This is a genomic window from Flavobacterium sp. (assembly GCF_040402955.1).
Classification (GTDB): domain Bacteria; phylum Bacteroidota; class Bacteroidia; order Flavobacteriales; family Flavobacteriaceae; genus Flavobacterium.
Window position 1 is genome coordinate 1 of record NZ_JBBALQ010000020.1, and the last position, 15,961, is coordinate 15,961.

The 15,961-nt window shown below is 33.1% G+C and carries 11 protein-coding genes; all 11 read left to right on the forward strand.

Features of this window, described 5'->3' with window-relative positions; all coding sequences use genetic code 11:
* The first annotated feature begins 375 nt into the window (after nt 1–375).
* The 11 genes from ABWP78_RS08085 to recO all read left to right on the forward strand — a co-directional run bounded on the left by ABWP78_RS08085 (nt 376) and on the right by recO (nt 15,893).
* Nucleotides 376–3,675, forward strand: coding sequence for a DUF8693 domain-containing protein (locus ABWP78_RS08085; protein ID WP_353170397.1), 3,300 nt, complete (start codon nt 376–378; stop codon nt 3,673–3,675).
* Nucleotides 3,676–3,689: 14 nt separating this feature from the next.
* Nucleotides 3,690–3,875, forward strand: coding sequence for an Fjoh_0651 family PID-CTERM protein (locus tag ABWP78_RS08090; protein WP_353170399.1), 186 nt, complete (start codon nt 3,690–3,692; stop codon nt 3,873–3,875).
* Between the two features lie 189 nt (nt 3,876–4,064).
* A complete protein-coding gene (locus ABWP78_RS08095; protein ID WP_353170400.1) occupies nt 4,065–4,706 on the forward strand; it encodes a hypothetical protein in 642 nt (213 codons plus the stop codon).
* A 220-nt stretch (nt 4,707–4,926) separates the two neighbouring features.
* On the forward strand, nt 4,927–5,931 hold the full coding sequence (locus tag ABWP78_RS08100; RefSeq protein WP_353170402.1) for an AAA family ATPase: 1,005 nt from the start codon (nt 4,927–4,929) through the stop codon (nt 5,929–5,931).
* A gap of 58 nt (nt 5,932–5,989) precedes the next feature.
* Nucleotides 5,990–6,856 (forward strand): DUF58 domain-containing protein, encoded by an 867-nt coding sequence (locus ABWP78_RS08105; protein ID WP_353170403.1) that lies wholly within the window; start codon nt 5,990–5,992, stop codon nt 6,854–6,856.
* Entirely contained in the window at nt 6,856–8,454 is a 1,599-nt protein-coding gene (locus tag ABWP78_RS08110; protein ID WP_353170405.1) for a BatD family protein, read from the forward strand. Before ABWP78_RS08105 ends, ABWP78_RS08110 begins: the two co-directional genes overlap by 1 nt.
* Complete coding sequence (locus ABWP78_RS08115) at nt 8,447–9,448, forward strand: vWA domain-containing protein (protein ID WP_353170407.1); 1,002 nt, start codon at nt 8,447–8,449, stop codon at nt 9,446–9,448. The genes ABWP78_RS08110 and ABWP78_RS08115 overlap by 8 nt, the downstream gene beginning before the upstream one ends.
* Nucleotides 9,448–11,097 (forward strand): VWA domain-containing protein, encoded by a 1,650-nt coding sequence (locus ABWP78_RS08120; RefSeq protein WP_353170408.1) that lies wholly within the window; start codon nt 9,448–9,450, stop codon nt 11,095–11,097. The genes ABWP78_RS08115 and ABWP78_RS08120 overlap by 1 nt, the downstream gene beginning before the upstream one ends.
* 1 nt (nt 11,098) lies before the next feature.
* Nucleotides 11,099–12,832, forward strand: coding sequence for a BatD family protein (locus ABWP78_RS08125; protein WP_353170410.1), 1,734 nt, complete (start codon nt 11,099–11,101; stop codon nt 12,830–12,832).
* A gap of 77 nt (nt 12,833–12,909) precedes the next feature.
* Nucleotides 12,910–15,180, forward strand: a complete 2,271-nt coding sequence (gene porZ / locus ABWP78_RS08130; protein ID WP_353170411.1) for a type IX secretion system anionic LPS delivery protein PorZ — start codon at nt 12,910–12,912, stop codon at nt 15,178–15,180.
* Nucleotides 15,180–15,893, forward strand: a complete 714-nt coding sequence (recO, locus tag ABWP78_RS08135; RefSeq protein WP_353170413.1) for a DNA repair protein RecO — start codon at nt 15,180–15,182, stop codon at nt 15,891–15,893. Before porZ ends, recO begins: the two co-directional genes overlap by 1 nt.
* Nucleotides 15,894–15,961: the final 68 nt, after the last annotated feature.

Sequence of the window (15,961 nt, forward strand, 5' to 3'; positions counted from 1 at the left end):
TTTTATTTAGAAATTAATTAACCATAAATTTGCTTTTTAACACAGTTCATTCTGAGCTTGCGAAGAATCTCCTACGCAGTAGGACACCTTGTTCACCTGTGAACACAAACCCCTTTACCCCACACCCTTCACCCAACACCCATTTCAACACCCACTCAAAAAAGGAGATAGTGTATAGATACTCCGAAGTTAGTGTATAGATAGTGTATAGATAGTGTATGTAAACCATATTAAATAAATTATTGATAATAAAAGACAAATCCCAACCGCCACCAACAATTTATTAACAAACACTCAATATTCCCTTGATTTCTTATAATTCTATTTAACTAATTTTGAATTTGTAAAAAACTCAAATCTTTAAATATAATTTTTATGAAAAACAAACCACTTTTTAATTTATTAACGCCTTTTGCAACAAGCAACCCTGAAGGCAAATCGTTTAGAAATCTGCTAGCGCTAATTATGGTTATGGTTGGAATGAATGGGGTGATGGGGCAAATTGCGGCGTTCAATAATACATGGTCGGGGTCTCCTGCAACAGTAAATGCCACGACTACAGCTGTAAATGTCGGAACAATAACTATGTCTAGAGGTTCTGGGATAACAGCAGGATCAAGTACATCTAGATTTAGTTCGAATGGTTTTGCTTCAGGAGCCACTTTAACAATTAGTAATGACGATTATTATACTTTTACAATAACTGCAAATTCTGGTTATGCAATAAATCTCAATTCGGCTATATTATCAATTTCTTTGGGTTCATCTGGAACAGGTCCTCAAACTTATGGTGTTTATAGTTCAGTTGGTGGATTCGCATCTACTTCAGCTCAAATTGGCGCAAATTTAACTGCAGCAACTTCTCAAACCATAACAATTCCTTCTAGTGGATACAATAGTTTGTCTAGTATAGAGATTAGAATTTATGGATGGAATGCTTCTGCAGGAACTGGGACAGGTGGCCCTTCTTCAATTAGCTTAACTGGAAGCGTGTCTTCTCTTGGCGGTCCAAATATCACACAAACAGGGTTATTAAATACTTTTATTTCATCTGCAGTAAGTAGTCAATCTGCTGAGCAAACTTTTACAGTTGCTGGCACAACTTTAGCAGATAATATAGTAATAACTCCTCCAACTGGTTATCAAATTTCAACTTCTACTGGTGGTAGCTTTTCTCCTACAAACCCAATTACATTAACACAATCCAGCGGAACTGTTGCAACAACAACTATTTATGCCAGATTTAACCCAACTGCATTGTCCGATCAAGTTGGTGGAAACATTTCAATATCTACCACTGGAGCGACTACACAAAATGTTGCTGTTAGTGGAGAGGTAACTAATTTATCAGCTGGCGCAATAGCATTTGTGGCATTTCAAGGCGCAACACTAGATTTATATAGAATTGTAGCCTTAAACGATATTCCGAACAATACCAGAATTTGGTTTACCGACAAATCTTGGGATGGCGGAACATTATCTTTTTTCTCTGGAGAAGGTAATAATGTTTGGACAAATACAACAGGAAGTGCCATTGCTGCAGGAACAGTTATTCAATTTGATGCTGCGGGTGGCGCAACATTGGGAACAGGAGGCTTAAATTCTGGATTAGGGTCAGCAGGAGAGCAGTTATTTGCATATCAAGGAACATTAACTTCACCAACTTTTGTGGCTGGCTATACATCTGGAACAGTAATTACTACCGGTGTTACCACTGCAACTGCAACATATGTACCTGCAGGTTTAACAAGCGGAACTAATTTTGTGGCCTTGGGAGATATTACATTTGGTTCTTCTTATGTAACAGCAGCAACACACAATAGAAGTTTAGCAGATATGAGAAGTCATATCCATAATATAGCCAATTTAACAACAGGCAATACATCTACCACTACCAACGGAAATTGGCCTACCTATACTTTCAATATCTCAAACAATTGGATTGGAGCAAATGGAAACTGGAATACGGCTGGAAACTGGAGTTTTGCCACAGTACCTACAAGCAGTGACCACATTACCATTTCATCAGGTAGCCCGGTTTTGGACGTTGATTACACCTTACCAGTAGGAAAAACATTAACTCTTAGTGGAACAGGTGGTTTAACCATAAATCCAGGTAAAATTTTAACCATTGCAGGAACAGCAGATTTTGGTGGAAATGTAGTAACATTCAAATCAGACGTTACGGGTACTGCTATGTTAGGGACATTAACCGGAACGCTTTCAGACGCTACTAATGTGAAAGTCGAACGCTACATCCCATCTGGCAAACGTGCTTTTAGATTATTAAGTCCGGCAGTAACCACAACAACGTTTATCTCAGGCAACTGGCAAGGACAAACCCACATTACGGGTGGCGCTTCAGGCGGCTTTGATGTTACTGAAACCAATAATCCATCTATGTTTACGTATAACAACCAAGTTGCATCAGGTACGGGTTGGACAGCAATTGCCAATACCAATGCAACCAATTTAATAGCAGGGGTAGGATATAGAATGTTGGTTAGAGGAGATAGAACCCCTACTAATATAACAGCTGCTACAACTGATAACATGAATGCAGCCATTACATTAAGTGCTACAGGAACCTTGAAGACAGGAACCGTTGCCTTAAGTTCAAGCAGCACACCAGCGATTAATAATACAGCAAACACGACTACTGCTGATTTTAGTTTAGTGGGTAACCCATACCAAAGTGCAGTAGACTGGCATGCAGTAACAAAATCGGGTATCGACGCTACGTATTATGCATGGGATCCAAATATGGGAACAGGAGCTGCTAGAGGTAATTATGTAGCTTATAATGTTTCAACGGGTACTAATAATGTAGGTTCACAAGTAGGTCAATTCATTCAACCCGGTCAAGCCTTTTTTGTAAAGAATACGGTTGCAGGAACAGCAGGTACATTAACCTTCCAAGAAGCACATAAAGCGACAACTAGTGCTAATGTATTTAGAACCGCTAATCAAACTGAAAGTGCAAACCCTGCTTCATTAAGTATGCAGTTATACGATCCTAACGAACTAGCAATTGGAGGGTATCCTATAGATGCTACAAAAGCTGTTTTTGGTTCAGAGTACACAAACGAATTAGGTCTTGGTGATGCTACGAAATTGGAAGCAGCAGGCGAAAACATAGCATGGTTTAGAAACAATACCAAACTAGCCATTGATGCCGCAGCACCAGTAACTACATCTGATGAGTTAGCAATGAAAACGATTCGTTTAGGAGCGAATAAGAACTATACGTTTAAAATTCAAACTACAAATTTTGATACTGCTTTAACACCGTATTTAGTAGATACTTTTTTAAACACGCAAACTGAGATTACTACTTCACAAGCATATTTAGCATCATTTGTTACCACAAGCAATGTGGCATCTTACAATGAAAATCGTTTTAAAATAGTATTTCAAAACGTGGTGCTTAGTACAGATAAATTTGCTAGTCAAGTAGGTTTATACCCAAATCCTTCTAAAGGAAATGGTTTCTATTTGCAATTGCCTTCAGCAGCACAAGCAACGGTAAAACTATACAATACGATAGGCCAAGAAATTGCAATAACCAATAATTCAGGTTATTACCAAGCCAAACAGAGTTTAGCATCAGGTGTGTATCATATTATGGTTACACAAGAGGAAAAAACAAGTAAATTAAAATGGATTGTTGAATAATAAAAAGCAATAAGATGAAAAATAATAGTAAAAAAATATACAGTTTAGCATTTGTTTTAGTTTGTGGATTACTTCAAGCACAAGAAACCTTTCCAGATGACACCCAAGACGTGCCGGTAAATGATTACTTACCCGCGTTATTTATAACAGCAATAGCAATAGCATATTGGCTAATTCATAAAAGAAAACTAGTTAAATAAATAGCATAAACCGCCTCCAACGAGGCGGTTTTTTTGGCAAAAGGTTTTTGGCACAGGGTAAAGGGAGCGCAAATTCGCACTAATTCGCTAATTTTCTAATTATCTCATTACTTTCGATAAAAATACTACTCAAAAACATAAGATATAAGTACAAATTTTTTATATTCGCACTCAATTACTAATACAATTATGAAAACAATAAGCAAATTACAAATCTTCTTTTTTTTAGTGATGACTTCTTCACTTTTTGCACAATTTAATGTGAATAATTTATCTCTTGAGGCCGGCTATGGTTATACCGGCGCTATAGGGCCCTATCAAAAGTTGTATAAATCTAATTTTTCTGGATTTAATCATTTTAATATAGGAATTAGATATATGTTTAATGAAAAATTCGGAGCAAAAGTCGCCTATAAATTAGACCATTTTGTGAATGACCCTGGAGGAAAAGTTGGAATTACATATAGCGCAGTTGCTCTATCTGGAATTTATAATTTGGGAAAACAATTGGGTTTAACTTATCTAACAAGAGATAAAGTAGGAATAAATGCCCACTTAGATGCTGGTATTGCATTTGGATATATGATTGGTCAAAATAAACACGAAAAAATTGGCGTGGTTGGAATTGGACTTACACCAATGTATAACATCTCAAATAATTTTGCCTTAACAGCTGATTTTACTCATAATTTTACCATGAAGCAACATTACGGATTTGATGGTGTTTTACTAAATAAAGACTACACGCCGCAATCTGGAGGTTACTATAATTTTTCATTTGGGTTAATCTATTATTTAGGAGAAAACAAATACCATTCAGATTGGTATTAATAATCAGGTTAAAGAAAATTAAAAAGCAACTTTTTAGTTCTAATTTAGAATTAAAAGTTGCTTTTTTTATGCTGAAAACACTAACATTTCTTAATTTTTTCTAAAAAAACACCCAAAATCTTATAATTTAACGGACAATTAACAACTTATATTGTTTTAATGTAACATCTTGCGTTGTTAAAATATTTTTTAAAATTTATTGAAAATAATACAAAATAAAATGCAAGAAAATAATACAGGGATAGACATAAGCGCGCTTAACGAAAAAATTGAAAACGAAAGCGCTTTTATTGATTTGCTAACTTCAGAATTAAGCAAAGTAATTGTAGGTCAAAAAGCAATGATTGAGCGCTTGTTAATTGGCTTATTAGGTCAAGGACATGTGTTGTTAGAAGGAATGCCAGGTTTGGCAAAAACCTTAGTCATTAATACATTATCCAAAGCCGTTCACGGTAGTTTTCATCGTATTCAATTTACACCAGATTTGCTTCCTGCAGACGTGGTTGGAACGATGGTGTACAATTTCAAAGAAAATGAGTTTTCTGTAAAAAAAGGTCCCATTTTTGCCAATTTTGTTCTGGCAGATGAAATCAATAGAGCACCTGCAAAAGTACAATCAGCTTTACTGGAAGCTATGCAAGAAAAGCAAGTTACAATTGGTGAAACTACCTATAAATTAGACACGCCTTTTTTAGTTTTAGCTACACAAAACCCAGTAGAACAGGAAGGAACCTATCCGTTACCTGAAGCACAAGTAGACCGATTTATGTTAAAAACCATTGTCGATTATCCGAAAATGGAAGAAGAACAACTTATTATTCGTAACAGTTTAATGGAAAATACGGCTACTATAAATCCTGTGATTAGCATTGCGCAAATCATCAAAGCACAACAAACCGTAAAGGAAGTGTATATGGATGAGAAAATCGAGAAATATATTTTAGATATTGTTTTCGCCACGCGTTATCCAGAAAAATATAGATTAGAAAACTTAAAACCACTAATTAGTTTTGGTGCTTCGCCAAGAGGAAGTATTAATTTGGCATTAGCTGCGAAATGTTATGCTTTTATCAAACGAAGAGGCTATGTCATCCCTGAAGATGTTAGAGCGGTGGTACACGATGTATTACGCCACAGAATAGGTATTACTTATGAAGCCGAAGCCGAAAACATCACTTCAGAAGACATTATCAATAAAGTTTTAAATCAGGTACAAGTACCTTAATGAAGGAAGAGTTTAAAGTTATTAGTAAAGCGTTTGTTACGAAATACTAAACACGAAAATGGAGACGAAAGAGTTACTGAAGAAAGTCAAAAAAATTGAAATTAAAACCCGAAGATTGAGCGATCATATTTTCTCGGGACACTATCACACGTCTTTTAAAGGACGAGGAATGACTTTTTCTGAAGTGCGACAATACCAATATGGAGACGATTTTAGAGCTATAGATTGGAATGTTTCCGCAAGAAATAACGATGCCTTTGTAAAAATATTTGAAGAGGAACGCGAATTAACCATGATGTTAGTTATCGACTGCTCAGCGTCTCAGAATTTTGGAACTTCCGCACAAAACAAAAAAGATATGGTAACCGAAATTGCTGCAACGTTAGCTTTTTCAGCCACAAAAAACAACGATAAAATTGGGTTAGTTTTATTTACCAACGAAATAGAATTATATATTCCACCCAAAAAAGGAAAATCACACGTTTTAAGAATTATCCGTGAATTAGTCGAATGGCAACCGAAAAGCAAAACTACCAATGTGGCATTTGCATTAGAATTTTTGTCAAGTGTAATAAAAAAAAGAGCGATTGTGTTTTTAATTTCCGATTTTATGACTTCCGACTTCCAAAAACCGTTGCAAATTGCGTCTAAAAAACACGATGTAACAGGAATTAGAATTTTTGATTCACGTGAAAAATCACTTCCAAATGTTGGCATTATTCAAATGCAAGATGTAGAAACAGGACAATTAATTTGGTTAGATACACAAACTGAAACTACTCGTTTGGCTTATCAGAAAAACTACACAAACAAGGTTGAAATTTGCCAAAACACCTTTCGTAAATGTGCCGCAGGATTAGTAGAAACAGAAACTAATGAAAGTTACGTAACAAAATTAGTAACCTATTTTAAAAGTAGAGCCTAATGCGAATTAAATTCATTTTTCTTTTCTTGTTTTCTTTTGTTGTAGGGTTTTCCCAAACGATAGGGACGACTGTGTCTAAAAAGGAAATTAAAATTGGCGAACAAATTCAGCTTACTTTAAAAACAAAAGTAAACGAAAAAGAGGTCGTATTTTTCCCAGATTTAGATTCGATAGGCAAATTGGAAGTGGTGCAATCTTTTCCACCAGAAAAAAACAAAAAAGGCAACCAAACCGAATGGATAAAAAAATATAATCTTACCCAATTTGATGCAGGCACCTATAAAATTCCTGCATTAGAAGTACTTATAAATACCAAAAAAACCAAATCTGAAAGTATTGAAATTTCCGTAATTGACGTAGAAGTAGATACTACAAAGCAAAAAATGTATGATATTAAAGAAGATGAAATTCTTTCTATAAATCCAGAGAAAAAGCAACAAGAGCTTTCAGATTCTCAACTAATTTTAGGATTATTTTCTGCTTTTTTCATAGCAGGGATATTGTATATACTTTTGCGAATAAAACAGCGTAAAAAAACAAAATCAGAAGCCTATATTTCTCCATATAATAAAGCTTTTTTAGCTTTTTCAGAAGTAAACGCCAATGCCAATTCTAAAGAATATTATTCTAATTTAACCCAAATAATAAAATCGTATTTTGAAAAAACGTTAGAATTTTCTGCGTTAGAAAGCACTACGGAACAATTTATTTTTAAACTAAAAAAAGCGGTACAAAATAAGAAATTTCAAATTTCAGAAACGTCTATTTCACAAATTGAAACCCTTTTTACTAAGGCAGATTTAGTAAAGTTTGCAAAGATTATTATTTCTCTACCAGAACAAAATGCAGATAAAATAGCTTCGGAAAATTTAATTAATGTTTTTCATAAAACCTTACCCGTTTCTGCCGAAGAACATCAAGTTGCTTTAGCTAAAATAGCAGAAATAGAGCAACAAAATAAATATAAAAACATCAGACAAACGGCATTTATTGTTACTTTTTTAGTGGCATTAATTTCTGTAGTTTTCTTTTTTGGATGGCAAAATGTAACCAATTATTTTTCTGCAAAAATTAACGGAAAAGATGCCGATTATTATCTAAAAAAAGAATGGATCGTTTCTGAATACGGATTGCCTATTTTGCAAGTAGAAACGCCGGAAGTTTTAGTTCGTGATTTGGTTACTTTAAAAAATCCAAACATTAAAAATATCGCGCAATTTTCTTGGCAAAATCCAGAGGATAAATTAGCCATTTCGCTACAAACGATTGCTTATAAAGATTCTATAAAAACAGATTTAAAAGCAATTTTTAATGATGAAATGAGCGAAATGATGCAATTGCAAGCCACTAAAATTCAAACAACTGCTAAGAAATTTAAAAATGTAAAGGATTTATCTGGCGATATTTTAGAAGGTACATTTGAAATTAATTCAGCCAACCAAACCAAACAAATGCGATTTTTTACCGTTTTTATTTCGGATAATTTCGGATTACAAAAAGTAAGAATTACTCACGATGCTAAGGACAAATTAGCTAAAGATTTCATAGATCGTGTTACAAATAGTCTCGAACAAGTAAACCAAGAGGAAGATGAATAGTGCTTTTATGCATCCCCATTTTTTATGGCTGTTATTGGTACTTCCGATAGCGGCGTTTTGGCAATACATAAAAGCGAACAAACAAAATCCAACTTTAAAAATCAGCACCACGGAAGGATTATCCATCAAAAAATCGTGGATTATAAAGTGTCGACCGTTTTTGTTTTTGTTAAAGCTTGTGTCTTTAGGATTTGTAATTATAGCATTAGCCCGACCAAGAAACACACAAAAATCAAATTTTACCGACAGTAAAAACGGAATTGATATTGTTATTGCTACCGATGTATCGGGAAGTATGCTGGCTACCGATTTTAAACCAAATCGATTGGAAGCTATAAAAAAAGTAGCCGAATCATTTATACAAAAACGAACCAATGATAGAATTGGTTTAGTGGTGTATGCCGGTGAAAGTTACACCAAAACGCCAGTAACTTCAGACAAAATTATGTTGCTAAACGCTTTAAGAGAGGTGCAGTATAATGGATTGGTTTTACAAGACGGAACCGCAATAGGAATTGGTTTAGGAACTGCCATTAATCGAATTAAAAATAGCAAAGCAAAATCTAAAATTATCATTTTATTAACGGATGGGGTAAACAATGTGGGAAGTTTAGATCCCATTTCGGCAGCAGAAATCGCTAAAGATTATGGTATAAAAGTCTATACGGTAGGTGTTGGAACAAACGGAATGGCAAATTTTCCAGTAGCAAAAGACAGTAATGGAAACATCGTTTTTCAACCTCAAAAAGTGGAAATTGACGAGAAAATTTTGCAAGAAATCGCTTCTATTACAAAAGGGAAATATTTTAGAGCTACTGACAATAATAAATTAGAAGCTATTTATGATGAAATCGACGGTTTAGAAAAGTCTAAGATTATAGAAAATCGCTTAATGCTATTTGATGAACAATTTCGTACTTGGTTACTTTTAGGATTATTCTTTGTGGTTTTAGAAATGATTTTAAATCGCACGCTATTTAAAAGTTTTGTATAATGTTTGATTTTGAATCGCCATATTATTTTATTTTAGTGTTACTAATTCCAATTGGATTAGTGGCACAGAAAGCCTATGTGAAATGGCAAATGGAAAAACAAGCTTTATTTAGTGAACTGCAAGCCCTTGAAAAACTACTTGTAAATTCACCGAAACAGATATCGCGTATTAAATTTATGTTGCAAATAATGGCTGTTTTTTTCATTGTTTTAGCTTTGGTAAATCCAAAATTGGGTTCAAAAGTTGAAATAGTTCCTGCAAAAGGAGTTGAAATTGTTTTTGCCATTGATGTGTCAAAAAGTATGTTGTGTAAAGACATTCAGCCCAACCGCTTGGAAAAATCCAAGCAAATAATGACACAAATGATTGAATCTATTGGAAGTGATAGAATTGGAATTGTAGCTTATGCGGGCAGTGCCTATCCTGTTTTACCAATGACAACAGATTATGAATTGGCAAAAATGTTTACACAAAGTTTGAGTACAGATATAATATCTTCTCAAGGAACGGCAATTGAAAGTGCCATTAAAACTAGTGTGGATTTCTTTGATAATCCAACTTCGGGGAAAGCTATTATTTTATTCTCAGATGGTGAAGATCACGAAAACACTTCTTTCGATGTAGCTAAAGTAACAAAAGAAAAAAATGTAAAAATAATTACTGTTGGTATAGGAACTTCAAACGGTGGTACAATTGAATTTATTGATGAATTGGGTTTTCAACAAGTTAAAAAAGATAAAAACGGGCAAGTTGTAACCACAAAACTAAAGGAAGAAGTATTACAGAAAATAGCTTCAGAAACCAATGGTACGTATTGCAATGACAATCAAATTTCAAAAGTAGTTACTTCAATAAATTCGGCATTAGCATCCGTAAAACAACAAGAATTTAAAGCCCAACAATTGGCACAAAAACAATCGCAATTTCAATGGTTTTTAGGCATTGCATTTTTATTACTTTTGCTCGAATTTTTTATTACAAATAGTAATTTAAACATCAAAAATTGGTTTTCAAAACACCAGGCACATCTATTTTTGCTCGTGTTTTTAACTTCAGGAACGGCCTTTTCTCAAGAAAAAAACACGGATAATTCGCAACAAAAAGAAAAGCAATTACGTTGGATAAAAGCCAAAGAAAAAAAGCAAAAACAACCTGCAGAATATAATTTAGGAAACACCATTTATAAAAATAAAAAGTATGCCGAAGCGATAAGCAATTATAAAAATGCCGCTTTATTAGCAAATACTTCTGCACAAAAACACAAAGCGTATCATAATTTAGGAAACGCATATATGCAAGATAAAAATTATAAATTGGCAGTTGCATCCTACAAAAATGCTTTAAAGGCGAACGCTAAAGATGAAAAAACCAGATACAATTTAGCGTTAGCAAAAAAATTATTAAAAAATTATCCGCCAAAACCAAATCCGAAAAATAAAAACAAGAAAAAAAACCAAAAAGACAAAAAGCAACAAGACAAGAAAGACAATAAAAACAAACAAAAAAGTCAGCCAAAAAAACCAAGCGCAAACAAACAACGAATGGATAACGTGTTAAAAGCAATTAGCAATGAAGAAAAAAAAGTGCAGGAAAAAGTAAACGCAAATAAAACAAAAACGAACACAACAAGTACAGAAAAAGATTGGTAAAATGAATAACAAAATAAAAATACTACTAACCTTATTGTTTTTCCCTTTTTTTTCCTTTTCTCAGGTAAAATTAGAGGTAAAAGCAGAAAAAACGAACCTTAAAATTGGTGAAGTAATTCAGGTTACTTATATTTTTAACGAAGAAGGCTCAAACTTCACACCTCCTAATTTTAATGGGTTTAATAAGGGCGGTTCGTACGTTTCTTCTAATGAAGAATACATAAATGGGGATTATGCCATACAACAAGTATATACCTATGTAATTCAGGCGGCCAAAGCAGGAAGATTACTTATTTCTCCAGCAACAATTAAATTTAATGGAAAAACGTATGCATCAAAATCTGTAACGGTTTCTGTTTCCAACGAAAAAGCTGCTGATGCCATACAGAGAAACCAAAATTCAACCAACGCACCGAAACCCGCTGCAGTAAATAAATCCATTTCTGGCGCAAATAATTTATTATTTATTGATGTAGAAGTTAGTAAAACCACCGCATTTGTAAATGAACCAGTTGAGGTGTTTTATCGTATTTATTTAGCTCCTAATTTAGAGATTGAGCTGAACAAAAACATGGTTACAAAATTCAATAATTTTTGGAGTCAAACGGAAGATGTACAAGGCGGATGGGAGCGAAAGGTCGTAAATAATAGAGTATACAAATCTAAGATTTTCAAGAAAGCCATTTTGTACCCTCAAAAAACCGGGAAACTTCAAATATCACCTATTACTTTAGACTTAAACATAAGTTATCCAACAGGAGATTTTGATTTTTTTGGCGATCCAGAATTTGATGTTGCCAGAAGAGAAATTGTTTCTAATACAAAAAATCTTCAAGTAAGTTCATTGCCAGAAAAAGGAAAGCCCGAAAACTTCACAGGTGCTGTTGGAACTTTTGATTTTCAAGCAAATGTATCTAAAAACAATTTAAAATCAGGCGAGTCCTTACAATTAGACTTGATTGTTTCTGGAACTGGAAATTTAAAATTGTTCGAGATCCCTAAACCTAATTTACCAGCTAATTTTGAAATTTACGAACCAAAACATCAAGAATTTGTAAACGAAAACATAAACGGAATTTCTGGAAAAATTAAAGATAGTTATACCATTATCCCACAAGAAAAAGGGGATTTCAAATTAAAACAACAGTATTTTTCATTTTTCGATGTCAAATCAAAAACCTACAAAACCATTTCATCTGAAGCTATAGATTTAGATGTACTTCAAGGAGAAAATCAAGCGAATGTTACCTCGGTTTCAAAATCTAAATTGGAAAATAAATCTCAAAAAAGCGAAAAATCCTCTGGTTTTGAATTTTCGTTTATGCATTTTATTGGAGGTGTAACTTTAGTAGGATTGACTTTATTGTTTTTTGCATTAAAAAGAAACAAATCGGAAACGGATGAAGAGGTAAAAACAGAAATAAAATCTGTAAAAAAGGATTTTTCTGTAAACGATATTCAAATCTATTTGACAGAAAAGGAAGTGTTTTATCAGAAAATGGAACTTAAAATTAATGCGTTTTTACATTATAAATTTGGTTTAGAAAAAGCAGAATTAAATAAAGAAAACATCGTTCAAAAATTTCAGGAAAACCACATTTCTCAAGAAAACACTAACGATTTTATAGGACTGTTACAAAATTGCGAAAAAGTAAGATATATGCCAACATCTGATGGAAATATGCAATTGGATTTTGAAAAACTACAACAATTAGTACAAATTATTAACGTGTAAACGCAATAATTAGAATATAATTTTGTTTAATGTATATTTGTACAAATACACAAACAAAAAACAGCCATTCATTCCAAATGAAAAAAATACTTTCTTATTTATTTTTTTGTTTTTCGATACTTTCTTTTTCACAACAGAAATTATGGAAAGGCTATTTTTCATATAATGAAATTACAGATGTTTGTATTTCTGACCAAAAGGTATATTCAAGTACAAAAAATTCTGTTTTTAATAAAGATGTATCTTCAAATATTTTAACCACTTTTACTTCAGTAAACGATGTAAAACCAGATGAGATTACTGCCATTTTCCAGACATCAAATAATCATACTTTAATTGGAAATAAAAACGGATTAATTATTCTTATAAAACCAGATGGCTCAACGCTTAATAAAGTTGATATTATTACCGATGTGCCTGTGCCAGCCAATAGAAAAAAAATTAACGGTTTTTATGAGTACAACGGGAAAGTATACGTGTCTACACAATACGGAATTAGCGTAATTAAGTTGTCTAATTTTGAAATTGAATCCAGTTTTTATATTGGAAATTCAGGGGAATTTATAGATGTTTTACAAACTACAATTTTTAATAATGAAATTTTTGCAGTAACCCGAACCCAAGGCATTAAAAAAGCAAGTATAACCAATCCTTTTTTGTACGATTTTTCGCAATGGTCGGTTTTTAATTCTTTAAATTGGTCTAGTTTGGTAGTTTTTAGTAATCAACTAATTGCAACAGATTTTTCTACTAATATTTATAGGTTTATTGGAAATACACCACAAGTTTTTAGCACACATTATACAGCTCCATTAAAGCTAAGAACAGATGGCGAATATTTAACTTTTACGGGTCAGTATCAAGTAAATGTATACAATAGTAATTTAACACTTGTAGCAACTACATTTCAAGTAACTGGTGTTTCAGAATTACTTACTTGTGCCATTACCAAAAATGACAAATTATATATAGGAACTGCAAAAAACGGATTATATGAAGCGCCTTTAAGCAGTAATTTAGTTTTTACCAACATTTCACCCAACGGACCTATTGAAGATTTGGCCTTTAAAGTAGCCAAAACCAAAACCGATATATGGTTAACTCACGGAAGTTATGACAGAACCTATACACCAGATTATAAATTACAAGGCATAAGTATTTTTAACTCCAATACGGGTTGGGCTAAAATCCCAAATACCCAAGTATTAGGTGCTGTTTCGCTAGCCGCAATAGTAGAAAACCCAAGAAATAGCAGTGAAGTTTTTGTAGCTTCTGGACAAAGTGGTTTGTTGAAATTCACAAATAAAACAAATCCTTTTTTATTCAATCAAACCAATTTTTTAGAATCGTTGCTGTTGCCACCGCCAGACCAAAACTATATCTCGGTGCGAATAAACGGAATGAAATATGATAAAGACGGTAATTTATGGCTTACAAACGCTTCAGTTGACAACGGCTTAAAAGTATTGAAAAACAATAATACTTGGCAATCCTATAATTTAAATAACATTATTCAAAATCCAAAAGGATTGAATTATGGCAATATAGACATCGATAAAAATGGTACAAAATGGACGGCTACGTATGCTGGTGGCGTACTTGCTTTTAATGAAAAATATAATAATAAATTTATAATCATTAACGAAGAAAACGGAAACTTGCCTAACAATGATGTGCGATGCGTGGCAGTAGATAATAAAAACCAACTTTGGATTGGAACGTTTAAAGGGTTACGAATTTTAAATAGCGTAGACAGATTTATTTCCGAATCATCATTAACAACAACGAATATTGTTATTCAGGATGGCGATTTGGCTCAGGAATTGTTTTACCAACAAGTAATTCAGGATATTAAAGTAGATGGTGCCAACAACAAATGGGTAGCTATTGCAGACGCGGGCGTTTTTCAGGTTAGTGCAAATGGACAAATTACGTTACGAAGATTTACAAAAGACAATTCCCCTTTACCCAGCAATAATGTGTTAGATATTGAAATTGATGAGGTTTCAGGCGAAGTGTTTTTTGCTACTGATAAAGGTTTGGTTTCTTTTTTAGGATCAGCCACAAGAGGAGACGATGATTTACAAAACGTATACATATATCCAAATCCGGTTCGACCAGAATATTCAGGAACAGTAAAAATATCTGGATTGATGGATAAAGTCAATTTAAAAATCACTGACATTGAAGGAAATTTAGTTTTTGAAACAACCTCTTCTGGTGGAACGGTAGAATGGGATACCACTGCGTTTGGAAAATATAAAGTAGCCTCTGGCGTTTATATGGTTTTTGTTTCGTCAAACGATGCCGCAGAAACTACCGTAAAAAAAATAATGGTAGTTAGATAATGCAAATAAAAACCAAAGCTATTGTTTTAAGTGCTATTAAGTACCAAGAAAAAAGTTTAATTGTTAAATGTTTTACCCAATCAGACGGGTTAAAATCTTATTTTATAGCCAGTGCTTTTTCTTCCAAAAAGTCCAATCAAAAAATGGCGTATTTTCAACCGTTAAACCTTTTAGAAATAGAAGCCAACCATAAAAATAAAGGCGCTTTAGAGCACTTTAAAGAAGTAAAACTCGCGTATAATTATCAAAATATAAATACGGACATTGTAAAAAGCGCTATGGTTTTTTTCTTGTCAGAAGTAATTCATAATAGTGTTTTTGAAGAAGAAAAAAACGAGAATTTATTTTCATTTTTAGAAACGTCTTTATTGTGGTTAGATGCGAATGATTCCATCTCGAATTTTCACCTAATTTTCCTTTTAGAACTCACAAAATTTTTAGGGTTTTATCCACAAATACAAGAAACAGATTTTGCTTATTTTGAAATGATTGACGGTGTTTTTTCTCCTTTTCAAGGCACAAGTTGCCTAAACGCACATGAAACGAACTTGCTTAAAAAAGCTTTACGATTAAGATATGACGACAATCAGAAAGCATTTGCAGGAACAGAGCGACAAATATTGTTAAAAATCCTTTTAGATTATTATGCCATTCACTTAGATGGTTTTAAAAAACCAAAATCTTTAGACGTTTTAAAAGAAGTTTTTTCTTAACCTACAACTTTTGCCTTTTCTCTTTTGCCTTTTCTCTTTAAATCCTTACTTTCGCAAATTGATTTAAG

Excerpts from the sequence above, each read along its gene's own strand:
- ABWP78_RS08085 (WP_353170397.1), top strand. The coding sequence starts at position 376 with ATGAAAAACAAACCACTTTTTAATTTATTAACGCCTTTTGCAACAAGC.
- ABWP78_RS08090 (WP_353170399.1), top strand. The coding sequence starts at position 3,690 with ATGAAAAATAATAGTAAAAAAATATACAGTTTAGCATTTGTTTTAGTT.
- ABWP78_RS08095 (WP_353170400.1), top strand. The coding sequence starts at position 4,065 with ATGAAAACAATAAGCAAATTACAAATCTTCTTTTTTTTAGTGATGACT.
- ABWP78_RS08100 (WP_353170402.1), top strand. The coding sequence starts at position 4,927 with ATGCAAGAAAATAATACAGGGATAGACATAAGCGCGCTTAACGAAAAA.
- ABWP78_RS08105 (WP_353170403.1), top strand. The coding sequence starts at position 5,990 with ATGGAGACGAAAGAGTTACTGAAGAAAGTCAAAAAAATTGAAATTAAA.
- ABWP78_RS08110 (WP_353170405.1), top strand. The coding sequence starts at position 6,856 with ATGCGAATTAAATTCATTTTTCTTTTCTTGTTTTCTTTTGTTGTAGGG.
- ABWP78_RS08115 (WP_353170407.1), top strand. The coding sequence starts at position 8,447 with ATGAATAGTGCTTTTATGCATCCCCATTTTTTATGGCTGTTATTGGTA.
- ABWP78_RS08120 (WP_353170408.1), top strand. The coding sequence starts at position 9,448 with ATGTTTGATTTTGAATCGCCATATTATTTTATTTTAGTGTTACTAATT.
- ABWP78_RS08125 (WP_353170410.1), top strand. The coding sequence starts at position 11,099 with ATGAATAACAAAATAAAAATACTACTAACCTTATTGTTTTTCCCTTTT.
- porZ (WP_353170411.1), top strand. The coding sequence starts at position 12,910 with ATGAAAAAAATACTTTCTTATTTATTTTTTTGTTTTTCGATACTTTCT.
- recO (WP_353170413.1), top strand. The coding sequence starts at position 15,180 with ATGCAAATAAAAACCAAAGCTATTGTTTTAAGTGCTATTAAGTACCAA.